16 protein-coding genes are annotated in these 19,096 nt (G+C 70.4%); 8 read left to right on the top strand and 8 right to left on the bottom strand.

Features of this window, described 5'->3' with window-relative positions:
- Positions 1-124 precede the first annotated feature (124 nt).
- From J5Y10_RS07915 to J5Y10_RS07905, 3 genes are all read left to right on the top strand, one after another.
- The gene (locus J5Y10_RS07915) at positions 125-2,584 is read left to right on the top strand and encodes a circularly permuted type 2 ATP-grasp protein (protein ID WP_209372462.1); all 2,460 of its coding nucleotides are present in this window, start codon (positions 125-127) and stop codon (positions 2,582-2,584) included.
- Positions 2,581-3,456: a transglutaminase family protein gene (locus J5Y10_RS07910; protein WP_209372461.1), complete on the top strand. Its 876-nt coding sequence runs from the start codon at positions 2,581-2,583 to the stop codon at positions 3,454-3,456. The genes J5Y10_RS07915 and J5Y10_RS07910 overlap by 4 nt, the downstream gene beginning before the upstream one ends.
- 96 nt (positions 3,457-3,552) lie before the next feature.
- Positions 3,553-4,575 carry an ABC transporter substrate-binding protein gene (locus J5Y10_RS07905; RefSeq protein ID WP_209372460.1) on the top strand — a complete coding sequence of 341 codons (1,023 nt, stop codon included), beginning with the start codon at positions 3,553-3,555 and terminating at the stop codon, positions 4,573-4,575.
- A gap of 40 nt (positions 4,576-4,615) precedes the next feature.
- On the opposite strand, the gene J5Y10_RS07900 is transcribed toward J5Y10_RS07905, so the two are convergent.
- From J5Y10_RS07900 to J5Y10_RS07890, 3 genes are all read right to left on the bottom strand, one after another.
- On the bottom strand, positions 4,616-5,377 hold the full coding sequence (locus J5Y10_RS07900; protein WP_209372459.1) for an endonuclease/exonuclease/phosphatase family protein: 762 nt from the start codon (positions 5,375-5,377) through the stop codon (positions 4,616-4,618).
- Positions 5,319-5,873, bottom strand: a complete 555-nt coding sequence (locus tag J5Y10_RS07895) for a DUF2238 domain-containing protein (protein ID WP_209372458.1) — start codon at positions 5,871-5,873, stop codon at positions 5,319-5,321. The genes J5Y10_RS07900 and J5Y10_RS07895 overlap by 59 nt, the downstream gene beginning before the upstream one ends.
- Before the next feature lie 101 nt (positions 5,874-5,974).
- Positions 5,975-6,937 carry a Bug family tripartite tricarboxylate transporter substrate binding protein gene (locus tag J5Y10_RS07890; RefSeq protein WP_209372456.1) on the bottom strand — a complete coding sequence of 321 codons (963 nt, stop codon included), beginning with the start codon at positions 6,935-6,937 and terminating at the stop codon, positions 5,975-5,977.
- Between the two features lie 155 nt (positions 6,938-7,092).
- Here J5Y10_RS07890 and J5Y10_RS07885 point away from each other — a divergent pair, with 155 nt between their 5' ends.
- The gene (locus tag J5Y10_RS07885; RefSeq protein WP_245214441.1) at positions 7,093-9,300 is read left to right on the top strand and encodes a TonB-dependent siderophore receptor; all 2,208 of its coding nucleotides are present in this window, start codon (positions 7,093-7,095) and stop codon (positions 9,298-9,300) included.
- 36 nt (positions 9,301-9,336) lie between these two features.
- Here the strand turns inward: J5Y10_RS07885 and J5Y10_RS07880 are convergent, their stop codons facing one another.
- The gene (locus J5Y10_RS07880) at positions 9,337-10,824 is read right to left on the bottom strand and encodes an AAA family ATPase (RefSeq protein WP_209372454.1); all 1,488 of its coding nucleotides are present in this window, start codon (positions 10,822-10,824) and stop codon (positions 9,337-9,339) included.
- A gap of 122 nt (positions 10,825-10,946) precedes the next feature.
- On the opposite strand from J5Y10_RS07880, the gene J5Y10_RS07875 reads away from it, so the two are divergent.
- Together J5Y10_RS07875 and J5Y10_RS07870 are read left to right on the top strand one after the other, a co-directional pair.
- Positions 10,947-12,425 carry an amidohydrolase family protein gene (locus tag J5Y10_RS07875; RefSeq protein WP_209372452.1) on the top strand — a complete coding sequence of 493 codons (1,479 nt, stop codon included), beginning with the start codon at positions 10,947-10,949 and terminating at the stop codon, positions 12,423-12,425.
- Between the two features lie 87 nt (positions 12,426-12,512).
- Entirely contained in the window at positions 12,513-13,253 is a 741-nt protein-coding gene (locus J5Y10_RS07870; RefSeq protein ID WP_209372450.1) for an SDR family oxidoreductase, read from the top strand.
- 23 nt (positions 13,254-13,276) lie between these two features.
- On the opposite strand, the gene J5Y10_RS07865 is transcribed toward J5Y10_RS07870, so the two are convergent.
- Entirely contained in the window at positions 13,277-14,308 is a 1,032-nt protein-coding gene (locus J5Y10_RS07865) for a polyprenyl synthetase family protein (protein WP_342452869.1), read from the bottom strand.
- A gap of 117 nt (positions 14,309-14,425) precedes the next feature.
- On the opposite strand from J5Y10_RS07865, the gene J5Y10_RS07860 reads away from it, so the two are divergent.
- Together J5Y10_RS07860 and J5Y10_RS07855 are read left to right on the top strand one after the other, a co-directional pair.
- The gene (locus J5Y10_RS07860; RefSeq protein WP_245214440.1) at positions 14,426-14,641 is read left to right on the top strand and encodes a putative signal transducing protein; all 216 of its coding nucleotides are present in this window, start codon (positions 14,426-14,428) and stop codon (positions 14,639-14,641) included.
- Positions 14,642-14,724: 83 nt separating this feature from the next.
- On the top strand, positions 14,725-15,393 hold the full coding sequence (locus tag J5Y10_RS07855; RefSeq protein ID WP_209372446.1) for a tRNA1(Val) (adenine(37)-N6)-methyltransferase: 669 nt from the start codon (positions 14,725-14,727) through the stop codon (positions 15,391-15,393).
- A 52-nt stretch (positions 15,394-15,445) separates the two neighbouring features.
- Here J5Y10_RS07855 and J5Y10_RS07850 read toward each other — a convergent pair whose 3' ends face one another.
- The 3 genes from J5Y10_RS07850 to J5Y10_RS07840 all read right to left on the bottom strand — a co-directional run bounded on the left by J5Y10_RS07850 (position 15,446) and on the right by J5Y10_RS07840 (position 18,943).
- Entirely contained in the window at positions 15,446-15,721 is a 276-nt protein-coding gene (locus tag J5Y10_RS07850; protein ID WP_209372444.1) for a hypothetical protein, read from the bottom strand.
- Between the two features lie 161 nt (positions 15,722-15,882).
- Complete coding sequence (locus J5Y10_RS07845; protein WP_209372442.1) at positions 15,883-16,950, bottom strand: ribonucleotide-diphosphate reductase subunit beta; 1,068 nt, start codon at positions 16,948-16,950, stop codon at positions 15,883-15,885.
- A 136-nt stretch (positions 16,951-17,086) separates the two neighbouring features.
- Complete coding sequence (locus tag J5Y10_RS07840; protein ID WP_209372440.1) at positions 17,087-18,943, bottom strand: ribonucleoside-diphosphate reductase subunit alpha; 1,857 nt, start codon at positions 18,941-18,943, stop codon at positions 17,087-17,089.
- Between the last annotated feature and the right edge of the window lie 153 nt (positions 18,944-19,096).

Genomic DNA, 19,096 nt, shown 5'->3' with positions numbered 1-19,096 from the left:
CGGTCCCCCGCGGAAGCACGGCCTTCCCGCCCTGCCCTAACCCAGGCTATCTCCCCGCGCTCCGGCCGCTATGCTGCGCCCCCTTATCGCCTGCCCCCGCCAGAAAAAGGCCGAAACACCCGGCATGGACGCCGCCGCTGCTCCCCCTCCCGAGATCGCGTTCCCGCAGGGGATGGCGCCGGACGAGATGGTCGACGGGCGCGGCCGCGTGCGCGCCCACTGGGGCGGCCTGCTCGGTGCCATCTGCGGGTTGCCGGAAGGGGAACTCGCGCTCCGGGCCCAGCGGCTGGACCGTGCCTTCGAGGAGGAGGGCACGGCCGGGCTGCTGCCCACCGCCGAGCCGGGGATCCGGGCGCGACGGCTGGACCCCGTGCCGCTGGTGCTGGACGCGGCGGGTTTCGAGACGCTGGCCGCGGGGCTGGCCCAGCGCGCCCGGCTGCTGGAGGCGGTGCTGGCTGATCTCTACGGCCCCCAGCGGCTCCTGGCCGAAGGCAGGCTGCCGCCCGAGCTGGTTTTCCCCAATCCCTGCTTCCTGCGGCCCTGCCGCGATCCCCGGCCCGGCGCCACGCCGCCCCGCTTCCTGCACGGCTACGCGGCGGACCTGATGCGCGGCCCGGATGGGCAGTGGCACGTCACCGCCGACCGGCTGGTGGCGATGGAGGGCGTGGCCCAGGCGCTGACGAACCGGGCCCACATGGCCCGCACCCTGCCCGAATGCACCCGTGCCGTGCCGATGCGGCCGCTGCGCCCCTTCGTGGACGCCTGGCGGGACGCGCTGCACCGCGCCGCCGGGGACGACCCCTCCGGCCCCGCGACGGTGGCCCTGCTGACTCCTGGCGTCGGCCACCGCGCCTGGGCGGAGCACGTCACCCTGGCCCGCGACCTCTCCTGCGCCCTGGCGGAGGCGGGGGACCTGACGGCGCGGGGCGGCGCCCTGTACCTGAAGACCTTGCGCGGGCTGCAGCCCGTGCGCGTCCTGCTCTCCCGGGTCGACGGCGCGCTGCTGGACCCGCTGGAGCTTGGCGGCCGCACCTCCATGGGCGTGCCCGGGCTGCTGGACGCCGTGCGTGCGGGTTCCCTGGCCGTGCACAACCATCCCGGGACAGGGCTGGCCGAGGCACCGGGCCTGGGCGCCTTCCTGCCCGCGCTCTGCGAGGCGCTTCTGGGCGAAGCCCCTGCCCTGCCCTCTCGCGAGACCCTTTGGCTGGGCGATCCCGCCGCCCGCGCCCGGGTGGCGGCGGCGCCGGACGGCTACACCCTTCGCCCCGCCGTGCGCGGCGCGCCCGAGGGACCGGGGCCCGAGGCGGATCCGCGCGCCTGGTGCGCCGTGGCCCGCATGGCGCCCTCCCACTCCCCCTCGCTCGGCGCTGAACGGCTGGAGCCGCGCCCGGTCGTTCTGCGCATGTTCCTGCTGCACGACGGCGGGGAATGGCGCGCCCTGCCCGGCGGCCTTGCCCGGGTCGCGGATGCGGCGGGCAAGGCGACGCCGCTCTGCAAGGATGTCTGGGTACTCTCCGAGGAGCGGGCCGAGATCCGGGGGCCGGGGCCGTTGAACCTTCCGGCCCTGGCGGTCCGGCGCGCCGCGGGGGACCTTCCCTCCCGGGTTGCGGACAACCTCTTCTGGCTCGGGCGCTATGTGGAGCGCCTGGACGATTCCGCCCGGCTGATGCGCGCCACCCTTGCCCGCCTGGACCGCGCGCCGATGCTGCCGCACGACGTGGCGGAAGTGGCCGCCCTCGCGCGCTGCCTGCAGGACGCCCGGCTGATCACGGAGGAGGAGCGGCCGAGCTCCGGCGAGGATGCCGCCCTGCGGCGCGCCCTGGCCCGCGCCGGGCGGGAGGGGGGGCGGCTGCACCGGCTCACGGGGGAGGTCGCGAGGCTCGTGGAAGCCACGCGGGACCGCCTGACGGGCGACATGCACGCCGCCTTCACCGTTCCCCTGCGCGAATCTCGCGCCGCCCTGCTCGGTGCCGAGGACACGACCGCGCTCGGCGCGGCGCTCGGCGGGATGGTGCGCTACGCCTCCGGCGTTGCCGGGGTGGCCGCGGAGAACATGGTGCGCGGCGGCGCCCACAGCTTCCTCGACCTCGGACGACGGCTGGAGCGGGGCGTCAGCGTCGCGGCCCTGCTCGGCCATCTTCTGGCGGAGCCGCCGGCCCGGATGGAGAGCGCGCTGGCGCTGGCGCTGGAACTCTGCGACTCCGTCATCACCTATCGCACGCGGTACCTGCACGTGCTGCAGCCCGCCCCGGCCCTGGACCTGGTGATGGCAGATCCTGCCAATCCCCGCGGCCTGTCCTTCCAGCTCGCCGCGGCCGAAGCGCTGCTCGCCGGGGTGGAGGGCGGCGGCGATCCCAGCCTTTCCGCCGGCGCGCGCCGGCTGCGACAGGACGCGGAGGCGATGGCGGCCGAGGTGACACGCTCCCCGGAGGGTGCCGCGGCCGCGAACGGCCTCTCGCCCCGGCTGCTGGCGCTGAAGGACGCGGTCGGCGACCTCTCCGACATGATCGGGCGGCGCTACTTTACCCTGATCGCCGCGCCGCGCCTTCTCGGCGTGGACACGGCTGAAAGGGGCGCGGCGTGATCTACCGGCTCCGCCATGTCACGGCCTATGTCTACGAATCGCCTGTCGAAATGGCGACGCACCTGCTTCACCTGTTGCCGCGCCCCCTTGAGGGACGGCAGCGCGTGCTGCGGAGCACCCTCTCCAGCGATCCCGCGCCGGGGCGCCGCGCGGAAGGGCTGGACCACTTCGGCAATTGCGCGGCATGGCTCTACCTGGACCGGCCGCACGCGCGCTTCGCGGTCACGGCCGACTCCCTGGTCGAAGTGACGTCGCCCCCGCCGCTTCCGGCCGGCACCCCGCCATGGGAGAGCCTGCGGGAGGACGCGCTGCGCCGTCCGGATGTGGCCGAGTTCCTCTTCCCAAGCCCCGTCCTGCCACCGGTCGAGGGCGCGCGCGCCTTCTTCGCCCCGCACTTCGCGCCCGGGCGTCCGGCCGGGCAGGCCGCGGCAGAGATGATCGCGGCATTCCGGAAGACAATGGCCTTCCGCTCCGGTGTCACCACCGTCTCCACCCCTGTCGAGGAGGTGCTGCGGCGAAAGGCCGGCGTGTGTCAGGACTTCGCGCATCTGATGATTACGGGGCTGCGTATGCTCGGCATCCCCGCGCGCTATGTCTCCGGCTACATCCGCACGCACCCGCCGGCGGGCGGGGTGCGCCGCGTGGGCGCGGACCAGTCCCATGCCTGGGTCGCCGCCTGGCTGGGCGAGCAGGCGGGCTGGGTGGAGATGGACCCGACCAACAGCCTCTTCGTCGAGGAGGAGCATGTGGTGCTCGGCTGGGGCCGGGATTTCGGCGACGTCTCGCCTCTTCTGGGTATCATCCTTGGCGGCGGCCGGCATTCCGTGACCGTCGGCGTGGACATGGACGAGGCGGAGCCGGTTCCCGGCTGAACCGGCCCTTCAGTGTCGCGCCCGGCACCATTCCTGCATGGGCGCGCGGCCTGCGCCCCATCACCTGGGCGCCACGACACTCGGAGAACGCCGAACATGAATCTCTCCCGCCGAACCCTCATCGCGGCCGGCGCTGGGGCGCTGGCCATGCCCGCCATCCGCCCTGCCATGGCCCAGGCCCCCTTGCGCTTCTGCCTGGACTGGGCGCTCCAGGGGAACCACGGGATGTTCTCCCTCGCGGACGACCGGGGCGTGTTCCGGCAGAACGGGATCAACCTGCGGATGGACCGCGGCTTCGGTTCCGGCGACACCACGGTGAAGATCGCCTCCGGCGCCTACGAAATCGGCTACACCGACGTCTCCACCATGGTGAAGTTCAACGCGGAGAACCCGGACAAGCGGATCGTCTCCATCTATCAGGTGCTGGACCGCACGGCGGCGGCGCTGATCACGCTGAAGAAGACCGGCATCACCACCCCGAAGGGCGTCGCCGGAAAGCGGCTCGGCGCACCTGAGGGCGAGGGCAGCCGGATGCTCTTCCCGGCCTTCGCGAACGTGGCGGGCATCGACGCCGCCTCCGTCAAGTGGACGAGCATGGCGCCAAACCTGCGCGACACGATGCTGGCCCAGGGCCAGGTGGATGCTGTCACCGGCTTCCTCTTCACAACCTACTTCAACCTCGTCGGCCTCGGCACGAAGGAGGACGACATCGTCGCCTGGCCCTATGCCGAGAACGGGCTGGACATCTACGGCTCCGCCGTGGTCGCCCGCGCCGACTGGGTGGAGAAGAACCCGCAGGTCGCGGCCGCTTTCGTGAAGTCCTCCATCGCTGGGCTGAAGCTGCTTCTGGCGGAGCCGGACGCGGCCATGGCCTCCCTCAAGAAGCGCGAGTCCCTCTTTGACGAGGCGCTCGAGAAGCGCCGCTGGTTCATGACCCGCGACCGCTCCATCCTGACGCCGAACGTGAAGGCCGGCGGCACCGGCGTGCTGGACCAGGCGCGGGGGGAGCTGCTGATCAAGGTGAATGCGGATGCCTACGGCGTCTCTAACCCGCCGAAGTTCGCGGACCTGTTCACCGACCGCTTCCTGCCGCCGCAGGCGGAGCGGATGCTCGGCTGAGGCCGAACGGCCGGCCGGGGGCACTCTCCCGGCCGGCGTCTCAGAGCAGCGCCGTCTCGACCCGTGCGAGGAGCGGCAGGTGATCCGAGGCGCCGCGCGCCAGCTTCGTGTCGTGCGCCCTGTGGTCTGTGACGAGACCGTGCGGCAGGCCCATGATCCGGTCCAGCGCCAGCATCGGACGGAACGCCGGAAAGGTGTGGACGGGCGGCTGGTGCCCGAACACCGCCTCCAGAACGCCGAGAGCGGAGGCGCCAGGGCGCCACTCGTTCAGGTCGCCCATCACCAGCGTTGGCAGCGGCGGCCCCTGCGCGATCGCGGCGAGCAATGCCTCCGCCTGATGATGCCGGCGCGCGGCGCCGAGGCTGAGATGCGTGACGACCACGCGGAAGGCGCCCCAGCCCAGGTTCAGTTCGGCAAGGACGGCCCCGCGCGGCTCCAGCCCGCCGATCCGCAGGCCGATCGGCGGCCGAAGCACCCTCGCGCCCGGGCGGACGAGCAGCACGTTGCCGCGCCATCCCTGCTCGCCCGCGCGATCCGTCACGGAGAGGGGCCGCAGCCCGGCCTCACGTTCCAGCCAGGCCGCGTCGAACATCGCGCGGCCGGGACGCAGCCAGTGCTGCGCCTCCTGGAGCGCGACGAGGTCCGCGCCGGTCTCCGCGATCACCCGCGCGATCCGTCCCGGGCGGAAGATGCCGGCGGTGCTGCGGCCGCGATGGACGTTGTAGGTGCCGACGATCACGGGCTCAGGCCCGGGGATGGCGCAGGCCCGCCAGGGCGGCACCGAAGGTGGTGAGGGCGACATCCGTCCAGGTGTCCGTCCAGTCCCCGATGAGGTGGGTGCCGTACTCGAAGGCTTCCCAGATCGTTCCGAGATTCACGCCGAAGAGGGCGGCGGCGAGGATCAGGTGCAGCCTGTCGCGCGGCCGTCCGTCCGCGGTGAGCAGGGCCAGGAACACCGCCCCGGCAAGACCGCCACTGACGAGGTGGACGACCTCATCATAGGGGTTCTCCCCATAGAACCAGTTCAGCCCGTAGCCGGGGCTGGAGACGAGGGAGGCCAAAGCGGGCACCGCGTCCAGGCGCCGTGGCAGGGCTCGCAGCCGCCGGGGCAGCGCCGCCATCCTCTCCCGAGGCGGCAGGATCAGGCCGAAGCAGCCGAGCGCGGCCAGCGCCGTGCCGCCGGCAGCATTCCCCTTGTGCAGCGTCCAGAACCAGGCGGCCATGGCGAGGAGGGCGAGGAGGGAGGCCCAGGCCAGGGGCGAATGGCGCCGCAGGTCGTCCCTCGTCAGCAGCGGCAAACGCGGCCCTCCCCCGTCGCGGCCAGGCCGCCAGACCTGCCATGTATGTGCACTGCATCGGACGGGAAAGGCCTATGGGGTCGCCCTTCCCAGTCGTGCGGCTAGTCGGGCTGGATCCTCGCCTCCCGCACCACGCGGGTCCATTCATCCAGTTCGCGCCCCACGCGGGCCTCGATCTCGGGGGGCTGCATGACGCGGATGATGGCCCCCTGCTCCTCGGCGCGGCGGCGGAACTCGGGGGTGGCCACCACGGCGTTGCAGGCTTCCGTCAGGCGACGTAGGACCGCCTCCGGCGTGCCAGCGGGGGCGAAGACGGCGAACCACCCGATCACCTCAAGGTTCGGCAGGCCCTGCTCCGCGAGGGTCGGCACGTCCGGGAGCGCGGGGTGGCGCTCCGGCGCGGTGATGGCGATCGCCTTCAACCGTCCCTCCCGGACAAAGGGCATCAGGGGCGGCGGAGTGGTGATCATCAGCTGCACGCGCCCCGCCACGAGATCCTGCGTGGCCGGACCGGTGCCGCGGTAGGAGACGTGCGTCATCTGCGTGCCCGTCCGCAGCTTCAGCAGCTCCGTGCCGAGGTGCTGGAGGGATCCGTTGCCGGAGGAGGCGTAATTCAGCTCCCCCGGATGCGCCTTCGCGTAGGCGACCAGCTCACCCATCGTGGCGGCGGGGACGGAGGGGTGCAGGAAGACCACCTGCGGCGCATCCAGCAGCAGCGAAACAGGGGCGAAATCCTTCCGGACGTCGTAGCCGATATTCGGTACCAGGGCAGGCGTGCCGACATGATAGCCGGAGTACTGCACCAGCAGCCGCGTGCCATCCGGGCGGGCGCGGGCCACGTCCTGCGTGCCCAGGGCGCCATTGGCGCCGCCCTTGTTCTCCACCACCACGGGCTGGCCGAGCTGCCGGGACAGCGGCTCCGCCAGGAGGCGTGCGGCGAAGTCCGTGGTGCCGGCCGGGGCTGTGGGCACGACGAGGGTGATGGCGTCGGACTGGGCGGCAGCGCCTCGAAGGGTGGCGGCCGCCGCTAGCGCCGCGAGGGCCGTCCGTCTGGGCAGGGACATGACTCGCTCTCTCCTGGACTTTTCCGGACAGCATAGACCGGTCCGGCACCGGGGCGAGCGTTGCCGAAATGCCGCACCGGGCAGGTGACAGGAACATTACACGAGCGAGCAATTGCGAGGCGTTCTCACGTCACATAAATGCGAGGTTCGCCGCGATGACCTTTCTCGAGACGGCACCGGAGACCGCCATGCGCCCCGCCACTATCCGTCCCATGCGCCTGCTGGCAGGGCTGATGAGCGCAACCGCGCTCACCACCGTCGCCCTCTCGGCCGCTTTCGCCCAGGAAGCGACGGAAAGCGTGAGCGTTCCCACGGTGGACGTGGCGGGAAGCTCGGAGCGGGCGCTGGACCCGGTGCGCGGCTTCGTCGCGCGGCAGGAGATCAGCGGCACCAAGACCGACACGCCGCTGATCGAGAACCCGCAATCCGTCTCCGTCGTGCCGCGCGACCAGATCGACGCGCGCCAGGCCCAGACGCTCGGCGAGGCGCTGCGCTACACCGCCGGCGTGCGGGTGGAGAACTACGGCACGGACAGCCGCACGGACTGGTTCCAGATCCGCGGCTTCAACGCCCAGGACAACGGCATCTTCCTGAATGGCCTGCGCTACAACACCGGCTACGCCGGCAACGTGTACGAGACCTACGGGCTGGAGCGCTACGAGATCCTGCGCGGCCCCACCTCGGTTCTGTACGGGCAGATCGCGCCGGGCGGCCTGGTGAACATGGTCTCCCGCCGGCCGACGGACACGGCGCAGGGCGAGGTGCGCCTGACCGCCGGCAGCTACGGCCGCGCCCAGGCACAGGCGACCAGCAGCGGCCCGCTGACGGCGGACGGCGTCTGGTCCTACAGCCTGACCGCGCTCGGCCGCGCGAGCCAGACGACAGTGGACCATACGCGGGATGACCGCGTCTTCGTCGCCCCTGCCCTCACCTTCCGGCCGGACGCGAACACCTCCTTCACGGTGCTGGGCTACTACCAGCAGGACAGCACCAACGGGAACCAGTTCCTGCCCTTCAACGGTACGGCGGGGCTGACGCCCTTCGGCCGCATCAGCCGGAACCGCTTCACCGGCGAGCCCGACTTCGACAAGTTCGCGCGCACTCAGGCCGGCATCGGCTACGAGTTCAGCCACCGCTTCAACAACGTGTTCTCCTTCCAGCAGAACGCGCGCTACTCCCACACCGACATCGCCTGGAACCAGGTCTATGGCGGCGGCCTGCAGGCCGACCAGCGCACGCTGAACCGCTTCGCCTACCGGGCGGACATCGACGTCTCCACCTTCCAACTGGACAACCAGCTGCGCGCGGACTTCACCACCGGCCCGCTGACGCACACCGTCCTCGGCGGCTTCGATTACAGCTACGTCGCCTACCGCAACGGGCAGGCCTTCGCCCTCGCGAACGGGCTGGACGTCTTCGCCCCGGTCTACGGCGCGGCGCCGATCCCCGGCCTCTCCTCCCGCTTCAGCGACATCCGGCAGAACACCAGCCAGTACGGCCTGTATTTGCAGGACCAGATCCGCTGGGGCCAGCTCGTGCTGCTGGGCGGCATCCGGCAGGATTTCGCCTATGCGGACACGCGCAACCGCCTGACCGAGGGCAACAGCTACCAGTACGACGGCAAGTTCACCTGGCGCGTCGGCGGGATCTACCTCTTCGACAACGGGTTCGCGCCCTACGTCTCCTACGCCCGGTCCTTCCAGCCGCAGATCGGCACCACCGTCTCCGGTGCGACCTACGATCCGCTCGAGGGCGAGCAGTACGAGGCGGGCATCAAGTTCCAGCCGAACGGCACGCGTAGCTTCATCCAGGCCAGCGCCTTCCATCTGACCCAGCAGAACACGCTGACCACCGACCCGAGCAGCGTCTTCAACCAGGTCTCGGTCGGCAAGATCCGCGTGCGCGGGCTGGAGCTGGAGGCGGTGGCGGAGCTGGGCGGCGGCGTGACCCTCGTCGGCTCCTACACCTACCTCGACCCGGAGATCACCCGCACCACCGTGGCGGCGGAGGACGGCAACCGCCCGAACGGCGTGCCGCGCAACACGGCGGGCCTCTACGGCGAGTACACCTTCGTCAACGCTGCCGGCCCGCTCTCCGGCCTGACCCTCGGCGCGGGCGTGCGCTACCTCGGGAACACCACAAGCGCGAACAGCAACTACTACGTGGTGCCCTCCACCACCCTGTTCGACGCCACGGTGCGCTACGACCTGGAGAAGCTCTCCCCGCGGATGCGCGGCCTGACCCTGCGCGTGAACGCGAGCAACCTGGCCGACACCCGCTACGTCAGCCGCTGCTCGACGAACGACAGCTGCTTCTACGGGAACCGGCTGAACGTGCTCGGGAGCGTTTCCTACCGCTGGTAGCAAACAGCCCGGTCCTGGGGAGGCCCCTCCCCGGGATCAGGCCGCGGCGGGGTCCCCGGGCGCCGTCTCCCAGGCCAGCCCGACCAGTGCGACGACCCGCCGCCCCCCAGCGGCGGGTTTTTGCACGATCAGACCCTGCTCCTCGATCCAGGTGAGAAGCCGCCGTGCCCGGCCGGCGGAGCGGCTGCCATAGGCGCGGGCGATGGCGGCGTCCGATGGGCAGGGAAGGCCCTGGCGGGCAGCGTGGGCCAGCAGCAGGAAGACCCCCTGCGTGTCCTCGGGCAGGGTATCGGCGCGGGCGGCGGCATCGGGCCAGCCGGGGTCGTTCGCGGCCTCCGGCGGCACGCCGGCGCGGGCGACGGCGAGCATCCGGCGGAAGGCCGGCAGTTCCGGCGGCTTCCCGCCCACGGCATGGATGCGGAGGCGCACGAGCAGGTCCTGGTAGAGCACGCCGATCGGGCGGAAGGCCGCGTCCTCCTCCGACAGCATCTCATGCAGGATGGCGCGCGTGCGGGCCTCGCGCTCCGCCGCCTCCTCAGGGCTCGGCTCGGGCTCCGGCGCACGCGCGGCAGCGGCGGGGCGCGTGCCGGAGGCCTGTGCGAGCTGGGCCAGAATGTCCTGCGGCGGGGCGGCGGGGGTGCGACGTTCCCGGCGCGGGGAGGAGACGGGGTCCGGCGCGGCCAGGATCAGCTCCCGCGCCTCCTCCGGCGCGGTCTGCGGCAGGGGCGTGAGGGAGGGGCCGGAGCCGCGGCTTTCCGTCTCCACCGCGCCGACCCGGATGGCCAGCGGCCGGCGGGCGATGGCGGGACCGAGGCCGATGAAGTGGCCGCGCTGGAGGTCCCGGAACTGCTCGGCCTGGCGGCGCTCCATGCCCAGCAGATCGGCGGCGCGGGCCATGTCGATATCGAGGAAGGTACGGCCCATGAGGAAGTTGGAGGCTTCCGCCGCCACGTTCTTCGCCAGCTTCGCCAGGCGCTGGGTGGCGATGATGCCGGCAAGGCCGCGCTTGCGGCCGCGGCACATCAGGTCCGTCATGGCGGACAGGGCGGCGCGGCGGGCTTCGTCCGACACGTCGCCGCCGGCGGCCGGGGCGAAGAGCTGGGCCTCGTCCACCACCACCAACATGGGTGTCCAATGGTCCCGCTCAGCGTCGAAGAGACCGTTGAGGAAGGCGGCGGCGTGGCGGAGCTGGCGGTCCACCTCCAGCCCTTCGAGGTTCAGCACCACGGAAACGCGGTGGCGGCGTACGCGGTCGCCGGCGGCAGCCATTGCCTCTTCCGCATGGGCGGCGGCATCGATGACGAGGTGGCCGAACTTCTCGGCGAGGGAGGTGAAGTCGCCCTCCGGGTCGATCACGGCCTGCTGCACCCAGGGGGCGGACTGCTCCATCAGGCGGCGCAGCAGGTGGGACTTCCCGCTGCCGGAATTACCCTGGACCAGAAGGCGGGTGGCGAGGAGCTCCTCCAGGTCCAGCGTGCCGGGGGTGCCGCCGGTGGTGCGCCCCATGTCGATGGAGATGGTCATGGGCAGGCATATACGGCAGATCGCGGGAGGGCGGCATCGCCCGCGGGCGTGAATCTGCCCTTCCGATGACAGGTCCAGGCCCGGGGTAGGCAGCGCGGCGCATCCCTTGCAGGGTGCCGTCCATGAGACGCCTGCTGATCACGGGGGCCCGGGTGCTGGCACCCAACGCCCTCTCCGCCCCCTTCGCCGATATCCTGCTGGAAGGCGACCGCATCACGGCCCTGCTGCCGCCCGGTACGGCCGTGGAGGATGCTGCCCGCCACGAGGCGACCGGCCGCCTCGTCATGCCCGGTCTCATCAACGGGCATACCCATGGCCATGGCGGGCTGTCCAAGGGCATGGGCGACAAGTGGGACCTAGCCCTCCTGCTGACCCATGCCCCCTGGATCGGCGGGAGTCGCGGGCTGGAGGACAAGCGGCTCGCCACCACCCTGACCGCGGTGGAGATGCTGCGGAAGGGCTGCACCGCCGGCTACGACCTGCCCTTCGAGTTCCCCGGCCCCACGTTGGAAGGGCTGCATGTCATGGCCGAGGCCTACGAGGCCGTGGGGCTTCGCGCGGTGCTCGCCCCGATGGTGGCGGACCTGACCTTCTTTCAGGCGACGCCCGGCCTGATCCAGGCCCTTCCGGAGGAGCACCGGGCGCGGGCCGCCGCCATGTCCATGGCGCGGCCGGACGATATCTTGGCTGCCATCCATGCCGCCGCCCGGTCCTGGCGGAGCGCGACGGTGCGGCTCGGCGTGGCGCCCACCATCCCCCTGCACTGCTCCGACGATTTCATGGCGGGCTGCCGCGACTTGGCGGCCGAGCACGGGATGCCCATGCAGACCCATGTGGCCGAGGCGCGCTTCCAGGCGGGCGGCGGGGAGATCCGCTACGGCTCCACCCTGCTGGCGCATATGGATGGGCTGGGCCTGGTGAACGAGCGGTTCAGCGTGGCCCACGGAGTATGGCTGACCGATGCGGACCTGGAACTGCTGGCGCGGCGGGGTGCGGGGCTGTCCCACAATCCCGGCTCCAACATGCGCCTGGCCTCCGGCATCGCGCCCGCACGGGCGGCAATCCGGGCGGGCGTGACGGTCGGGCTCGGCACCGACGGCTCCGGTTCCTCTGACAACCAGAACATGTTCGAGGCGATGCGCCTTGCCGCCTTCGCCTCCCGGCTCTGGGAGAAGGCGACGGAGGAGGACTGGCTGGGCACGGCGGAGACCGTGCGGCTGGCGACCGAGGGTTCGGCGAAGCTGCTGGGGCTGGATGCCGGGGTCATCGCGCCGGGCCGGCTGGCCGACCTGCTTTTCCTCGATCTCGCCCACATCAACTGGGCGCCCTTCAACGACGCCGCGAACCAAATCGTCTTCACCGAGGACGGCTCGGCGCTGCGGGAGGTGATGATCGGCGGCGACTGGAAGCTGCGGGACGGCCGCGTGCTGGGCGTGGACGAGGCGAAGCTGGCACGGGACGCCCAGGAGGCGGCGGACCGCCTCGCCAGGCTGAACCGGGGAACGCGGGACTGGTGCGAGGCCCTGGCGCCGCATGTCGCCTGCCACTGCCGCGCCCTGGCCGGAGGCTTCACCGGCGCGCGGAGGCTCCTGGCCGAGTAGCGGAAGACCCCTTTCCCGTGCCCGCCGGCCTTGTCACGGGCGGGCGCGGGACGCAGGCTCCCGCCGCGCGAAATCAGGGAGAGAAACATGGCCGATCGCTTCGCCGTCGTGACCGGCGCGGGCCAGGGCATCGGGCGCGCCGCGGCGCAGGCGTTGCTGGCCGATGGCTGGATCGTGGCCGTGTTCGGCCGCCGCCTGGAGCCGCTGCAGGAGACGATCGCCGGCCGGGATTCGGGCCACGCGATCACTTGCGACGTGGGGGACCACGGCCAGGTCCAGGCCGCCTTCGCCGAGGTGAAGTCCCGCTTCGGTCGCCTGGACCTGCTGTTCAACAATGCCGGGCGCGGGGCCCCAGCCGTGGACTTCGACGAACTGCCGCTGGCGGACTGGCGCGGCGTCGTCGCGGCCAACCTGGACGGCACCTTCTACTGCGCCCAGGCCGCTTACCGCATCATGAAGAACCAGTCGCCCAAAGGTGGGCGGATCATCAACAACGGTTCCATCAGCGCCCATGCCCCGCGCCCGGGCGCGGCCGCCTATACCGCCACGAAGCACGCGGTGACCGGGTTGACGAAGCAGATCGTGCTGGACGGCCGCAAGCACGACATCACCGCCAGCCAGATCGACATCGGCAACGCCGCAACCCCGATGACGGAACGGATGACCAACGGGGTGATGCAGCCCGACGGGTCGATGATGGCGGAGCCACGGATGGACGTGGCGCTGGTGGGCAAGACCGTCGCCCACATGGCCTCCATGCCGCTGGAGGCGAACATCCCCTTCCTGACCATCATGGCCACGAAGATGCCCTGGCTGGGCCGGGGCTGAGGCCCCGAGCCAGCCGGAGGCGGCTAGCGCGCGCGGGCGATGCAGAATTCCACGATGCCCGCGAGGGCCCGGCGCTCCGGGCCATCGGGGAAGACGGAAAGGGAGTCCAGCGCCCTCGCCCCGTAATCCCGGGCGCGCCGGATGGTCGCTTCGAGCGTGCCGCGGGACTGCATCAGGCCAATGGCCTTCTCCAGGTCGCCCTCGGCCTGCTCTCGCTCCTCCAGCACCCGCCGCCAGAAGACCTTCTCCTCCTCTCCCGCCGCGTTGAAGGCGAGCAGCACGGGAAGGGTGATCTTGCCCTCGCGGAAGTCGTCGCCGACCGTCTTGCCCAGGGCGGCCTGACTGGCGGAGTAGTCCAGCGCGTCATCCACGAGCTGGAAGGCGATGCCGAGGCTGCGGCCATACTCCCGCAGGGCTTCCGCCTCGGCCTGCGGCCGGTCGGCCACCACGGCGCCCACCTCGGTTGCGGCGGCGAAGAGGGCGGCGGTCTTGCCCTCGATAACCTGGAGATACTGTTCCTCCGTCGTCGCCGTGTCGTTCTGGGTGACGAGCTGTAGCACCTCGCCCTCCGCGATAGTGGCGGAGGCGGTGGCGAGAATGTCGAGAACCCGCAAGGACCCGTCCGCCACCATGATCTGGAAGGCGCGGGCGAAGAGGAAGTCGCCCACCAGCACGCTGGGCTTGTTGCCGAACACGGCGTTCGCGCTCGGCGCGCCACGGCGCAGCGCGCTCTCGTCGACCACGTCGTCGTGCAGCAGGGTGGCGGTGTGGATGAACTCCACGCAGGCCGCCAGGGCGACGTGCCGGTCACCGCGATGCCCGCAAAGACGGGCGCTGGCGAGGGTGAGCAGCGGCCGGATGCGCTTGCCGCCGGCGGCCACCAGATGGGCGGCAAGCTGCGGGATGAGGGCCACGGGGCTCTGCATCCGTTCCACGATCAGGCGGTTGCAGGCCTCCAGATCCAGCCGCACCAGGTCGGTCAGAGCTTCCAGGGCCAGTTCGGGATCGCGCTCGGAGGTCACGTTGGAGGTGACGGGCGCGGTAAGGACGCTCACGCGGGCATTGACCTGTCCATAGGGGGCGGCACCATACCGGCCGGGCGGGGGGGCATCAACGGGCGGCCATCTCACGACAGATTGGCCCTGCCCCGCATTTGCAAAGGTTCCAGGCCCATGATCCGCGTGCTGCTGGCCGAATCCGACCCGGTGCGCCTGGGCTTCCTGCAAGCGCTGCTGCGGGATGGCGGGCTGCGTCCCCTGCTGCTGGACAGCCATGTCAGCGCGGTTGAGGGCCGGATCGGTGCCTTCCCGCAGCGCCTTGCGGTGCCGGAGGAGCAGGCGCGGGCGGCCGAGGCACTGCTGCGTGAGGCCGGTGAGTGGCGGGACTGACCCCCCCGCCGATAGGTCCCGTCCATACCCTCCTCGACGGGAGGGTGCGCCTTCGCCAGCCGTCGGAAGGGCTGCGAGCCGGCATGGACGCCGTGATGCTGGCCGCTTCGGTGGAAATGCGGCCGGGCGGGCTGGTGCTGGATGCCGGTTGCGGGCCGGGGGGGATCTTCCTCTGCGTGCTGGCGCGGGTTCCCGGTGCGCGGGCGGTGGCGGTGGAGCGCGACCCAGCGCTTGCCGCCATGGCGCGAGAGAATGCGGCGCTGAACGGCTGGTCGGAGCGGGTGGAGGTGGTAGAGGCCGATATCGCTGACCCCACTCTCCCGACCCGCCTGCCGCGCTGTGATGCGGCGGTGAGCAATCCGCCCTACTGGCCCGGCGGATCCGTGCCGCCCGCGGCGCTCCGGGCGGGCGCCACCCATGCAGGCGGCATCGGCCTCGGAAGCTGGGCCTCACTGCTCGGCGCCTCGCTCGCTCGGGGCGGACGATCGACGATGATCCTGCCGGCTGGGCGGCTGGAGGACGGTATTGCCGCGCTGCGCGGTGCCGGGCTGGGCGGGGTGGAAATCCTGCCACTCTGGCCACGCGCCGGAAGAGCGGCGGGGCGGGTGCTGCTGCGGGCGCGCCGCGCGCCGCGTGCGCCCGGCACCCTGCTGCCGGGGCTGGTGCTGCATGAAGGCGCGGGCTGGACGCGGGAAGCGGAGGCAATCCTGCGCGGTGGGGAGCTCACCTGGGCTGGCGGGAGCCCCGGGTAGGCCCTCCCCGGTCCACATCCGGCTCCGAGAAGTGGATCTGCAGCTTCGGCCGCTAGACGTCCTTCTCCGGGTGACGAAGCAGCCAGAGGCGCTCGTGCGCGGCCACCAGACTCTCCATGTTCTTGCGCCGGTTCGCGTCGGGCGCAACGGTCCGGCGGCGGATCATCATCTCGAGGATGCGGAGCATTTCCTCGGCAACCTCGTAATCGCCCTGATCGCAGGCATGATGGAATGCGATAAGGATCTTGTCGGTCAGACGGCGAGTATGCCGAGGGGCCGACAGGGCCCGCCCCGCCGGCTTTGGTCCGTCTGGCTCGTCCGCAGCCATGCCCGTTGCCGCCTCTCAGTCCAAAGGCCAGCGCCCCCACCGGGCAGCCGAATCCCCTTCAGGAGATACCCTATCATAACCGGGCGGTTTAGGATCGGAAACGGGCTACAACCGTGAAGGGTGCCGGCGGCGGATTCAGGCCGCCGGCAGCCTGTCGGGACTCAGTGCCGGGCCGGCTCACCAAGAATGATCTCGCCCTGGGGCTGGGGAGAGCCGTTGAAGGCCTGATCGGCAAAGGCTTCCTCCCAGGTGCCCAAGGTGGAGGCGCGGGAGTACTCAGTGGAGCGGTTCTCGAAGAAGTTCGCGTGCTCCACGGCGTTCAGCATCTCGTCCAGCCAGGGCAGCGGGTTCTTCTCGATGTGGTAGAGCGGCTCCAGGCCGAGCTGCTGCAGGCGGCGGTCGGCGATGAAGCGGATGTACTCCTTCGTCTGCGCCGCATCGAGGCCCTGAACCGCGCCCATGCTGAAGGCGAGGTCAATGAAGGCGTCCTCGTGGTCCACGATCGTCGCGCAGATCAGGTAGAGGTCGCGGCGCAGCTCCTCCGTCCAGATCTCCGGATTTTCCTGCACGAAGGTGCGGAAGAGGCGGATGACGGAAAGGCAGTGCAGCGTCTCGTCGCGCACGGACCAGGAGACGATCTGGCCCATCCCCTTCATCTTGTTGTGCCGCGGGAAGTTCATAAGGATGGCGAAGGAAGCGAAGAGCTGCAGGCCCTCCGTGAAGGCGCCAAAGGCGGCGAGCGTCTTCGCGATCTCGGTCTTGTTCTCGACCGAGAAGTTCTGCATGTAATCGTACTTGTCCTTCATCTCCTTGTACTTGAGGAAGGCCGAGTACTCGAGCTCCGGCATGCCGATCGTGTCGAGCAGGTGGCTGTAAGCTGCGATGTGGATCGTCTCGATGTTCGAGAAGGCGGACAGCATCATCAGCACTTCGGTCGGCTTAAAGACCTGGCTGTAATGCTTCATGTAGCAGTTGTTCACCTCGACATCCGCCTGGGTGAAGAAGCGGAAGATCTGGGTGAGCAGGTTGCGCTCGCCGGGGCTGAGGTTCTTCTGCCAGTCCTTCACGTCATCGGCCATCGGAACCTCTTCCGGCAGCCAGTGCACGCGCTGCTGGGTCAGCCACGCCTCATAGGCCCAGGGATAGCGGAAGGGCTTGTAGACGGGGTTGGCCGTGAGGAGGTCGAACTGCACGGGCAGCTCGTCGGGGGTGATGACGCCGTCGGGCATGGTGGGCTTCCTGGTGGGCGTGGGGCGCAGGGGATGGGCTTCGGCGGGGGCTTAGCCCCGCCGGATTGGCAGCAGCGTGGGACCGCCGGCTGCCGGCGGTCGAATCACGCCTCGTTGCGTCAGATGACGCGAGGCCTCACTGGCAGGCGAGGCATTCCTCGTAGTTCGTGGTTTCGGCCGGGGCCGCCGCCACCAGCGGCAGCGGCGCTTCCACGTCGTTGACGGCGTAGCCCAGCCGTGGCTGCACGGCCACCTTCTCGCTGATCGTGTCCGCGCGCTGAATGGAGAGGGAGCGGCAATAGTAGAGCGACTTCACGCCCTTCTTCCAGGCCATAAAGTGGATCTGGTGCAGGTCCCGCTTGTGGATGTTGGCGGGCAGGAAGACGTTCAGCGACTGGCTCTGGCAGATATAGGGCGTGCGGTCGGCCGCGTGCTCCACCACCCAGCGCTGGTCCAGCTCAAAGGCCGTCTTGAACACGTCCTTCTCCTGCTGGGTCAGGAAGTCCAGGTGCTGCACCGATCCCTTGGTGACGGTGACGGAGGTCCAGGTCTCGTCATCGTCGCGCCCGTGCTTCGCCAGCACCTTCTGAAGGTACGGGTTGCGGACGATGAAAGAGCCGGAGAGCGTCTTGTGGTTGTAGACGTTCGCCGCGATCGGCTCGATGCCCGGGGACGCACCGCCGCAGATGATGCTGATGCTGGCCGTCGGGGCGATGGCGATCTTGTTCGAGAAGCGCTCCATGATGCCGTACTCGGCGGCATCCGGGCAGGGCCCGCGCTCGGCGGCCAGTTCGCGGCTGGCGGCATCGGTCTGGGCGCGGATGTGCTTGAACATCCGGATGTTCCAGACCTTCGCGATCACGCTCTCAAACGGCACGTTCTGGGACTGCAGGAAGGAGTGGAAGCCCATCACGCCGAGGCCGACCGAGCGCTCGCGCATGGCGCTGTACTTCGCCTTCGCCATGCTGTCCGGCGCCGTCTCGATGAAGGACTGCAGCACGTTGTCGAGGAAGCGCATCACGTCCGGGATGAAGCGCGGCTCGTCCTTCCACTCGAACCAGGTCTCGCAGTTCAGGGAGGAAAGGCAGCACACGGCGGTGCGGTTGCGGCCATGATGGTCGCGGCCCGTCGGCAGCGTAATCTCGGAGCAGAGGTTGGAGGTCTTCACCTCGAGCCCGGCCAGCTTGTGATGCTCCGGCATCGCCCGGTTCACGTGGTCCGAGTAGATGATGTACGGCTCGCCCTGCTCCATGCGGGCGGTCAGCAGGCGGATCCACAGGCCGCGGGCGGAGATCTTCCGGATCACCGCGCCGTCCTTGGGCGAGGTCAGCGCCCACTCCTCGTCGGCCTCCACGGCGCGCATGAACGCGTCGGGGATCAGAATGCCGTGGTGGAGGTTCAGCGCCTTGCGGTTCGGGTCGCCACCGGTCGGGCGGCGAATGTCGATGAACTCCTCAATCTCCGGGTGGGAGATCGGCAGGTAGACGGCGGCGGAGCCGCGGCGGAGGGAGCCCTGGGAGATCGCCAGCGTCAGGCTGTCCATCACCCGGATGAAGGGGATGATGCCGGAGGTCTTGCCGTTCTGCCCGACCTTCTCCCCAATAGAACGGAGGTTGCCCCAGTAGGAGCCGATGCCGCCGCCCTTGGAGGCAAGGGCCACGTTCTCGTTCCAGAGCCCGACGATGTCGTCCAGGCTGTCATCGGCCTCGTTCAGGAAGCAGGAGATGGGCAGGCCGCGCTTGGTGCCGCCGTTCGAGAGAACGGGGGTCGCCGGCATGAACCAGAGCTTCGAGATGTAGTCATAGATTCGCTGGGCATGCGCCGCGTCGTCGCCATAGGCGCTGGCAACACGGGCAAAGAGGTCCTGATACGATTCGCCGGGCATCAGATAACGGTCGCTCAGCGTGTCCTTGCCGAACGCCGTCAGCAGGGCGTCGCGCGAGCGATCGACCTGAACCTGACCGTGTCCCTCAAGCTGAATGGCATCAAACATCTTAGAAAAAACCCCTGAATTCCCCCGCGGAGGAGGATGCCTCTGGGAAGCGCTCCGCACAAGATATCGCGGGGCCCGGGGAGAACGAACGCTATATGTGGTGAGTTGCCGTGCTGTTTTCGACACGGCCGAACGGGTTGCGTGGGGCGACTC

Source organism: Roseomonas indoligenes, assembly GCF_017813365.1.
Taxonomy (GTDB): Bacteria; Pseudomonadota; Alphaproteobacteria; order Acetobacterales; family Acetobacteraceae; genus Roseomonas; species Roseomonas indoligenes.
This window is presented reverse-complemented; position numbering and strand designations above follow the sequence as displayed.

Coding starts and splice junctions, on each gene's coding strand:
- J5Y10_RS07915 (WP_209372462.1), top strand. CDS start 125: ATGGACGCCGCCGCTGCTCCCCCTCCCGAGATCGCGTTCCCGCAGGGG.
- J5Y10_RS07905 (WP_209372460.1), top strand. CDS start 3,553: ATGAATCTCTCCCGCCGAACCCTCATCGCGGCCGGCGCTGGGGCGCTG.
- J5Y10_RS07900 (WP_209372459.1), bottom strand. CDS start 5,377: ATGTCGCCCTCACCACCTTCGGTGCCGCCCTGGCGGGCCTGCGCCATC.
- J5Y10_RS07890 (WP_209372456.1), bottom strand. CDS start 6,937: ATGTCCCTGCCCAGACGGACGGCCCTCGCGGCGCTAGCGGCGGCCGCC.
- J5Y10_RS07885 (WP_245214441.1), top strand. CDS start 7,093: ATGACCTTTCTCGAGACGGCACCGGAGACCGCCATGCGCCCCGCCACT.
- J5Y10_RS07880 (WP_209372454.1), bottom strand. CDS start 10,824: ATGACCATCTCCATCGACATGGGGCGCACCACCGGCGGCACCCCCGGC.
- J5Y10_RS07875 (WP_209372452.1), top strand. CDS start 10,947: ATGAGACGCCTGCTGATCACGGGGGCCCGGGTGCTGGCACCCAACGCC.
- J5Y10_RS07870 (WP_209372450.1), top strand. CDS start 12,513: ATGGCCGATCGCTTCGCCGTCGTGACCGGCGCGGGCCAGGGCATCGGG.
- J5Y10_RS07860 (WP_245214440.1), top strand. CDS start 14,426: ATGATCCGCGTGCTGCTGGCCGAATCCGACCCGGTGCGCCTGGGCTTC.
- J5Y10_RS07855 (WP_209372446.1), top strand. CDS start 14,725: ATGGACGCCGTGATGCTGGCCGCTTCGGTGGAAATGCGGCCGGGCGGG.
- J5Y10_RS07850 (WP_209372444.1), bottom strand. CDS start 15,721: ATGGCTGCGGACGAGCCAGACGGACCAAAGCCGGCGGGGCGGGCCCTG.
- J5Y10_RS07845 (WP_209372442.1), bottom strand. CDS start 16,950: ATGCCCGACGGCGTCATCACCCCCGACGAGCTGCCCGTGCAGTTCGAC.
- J5Y10_RS07840 (WP_209372440.1), bottom strand. CDS start 18,943: ATGTTTGATGCCATTCAGCTTGAGGGACACGGTCAGGTTCAGGTCGAT.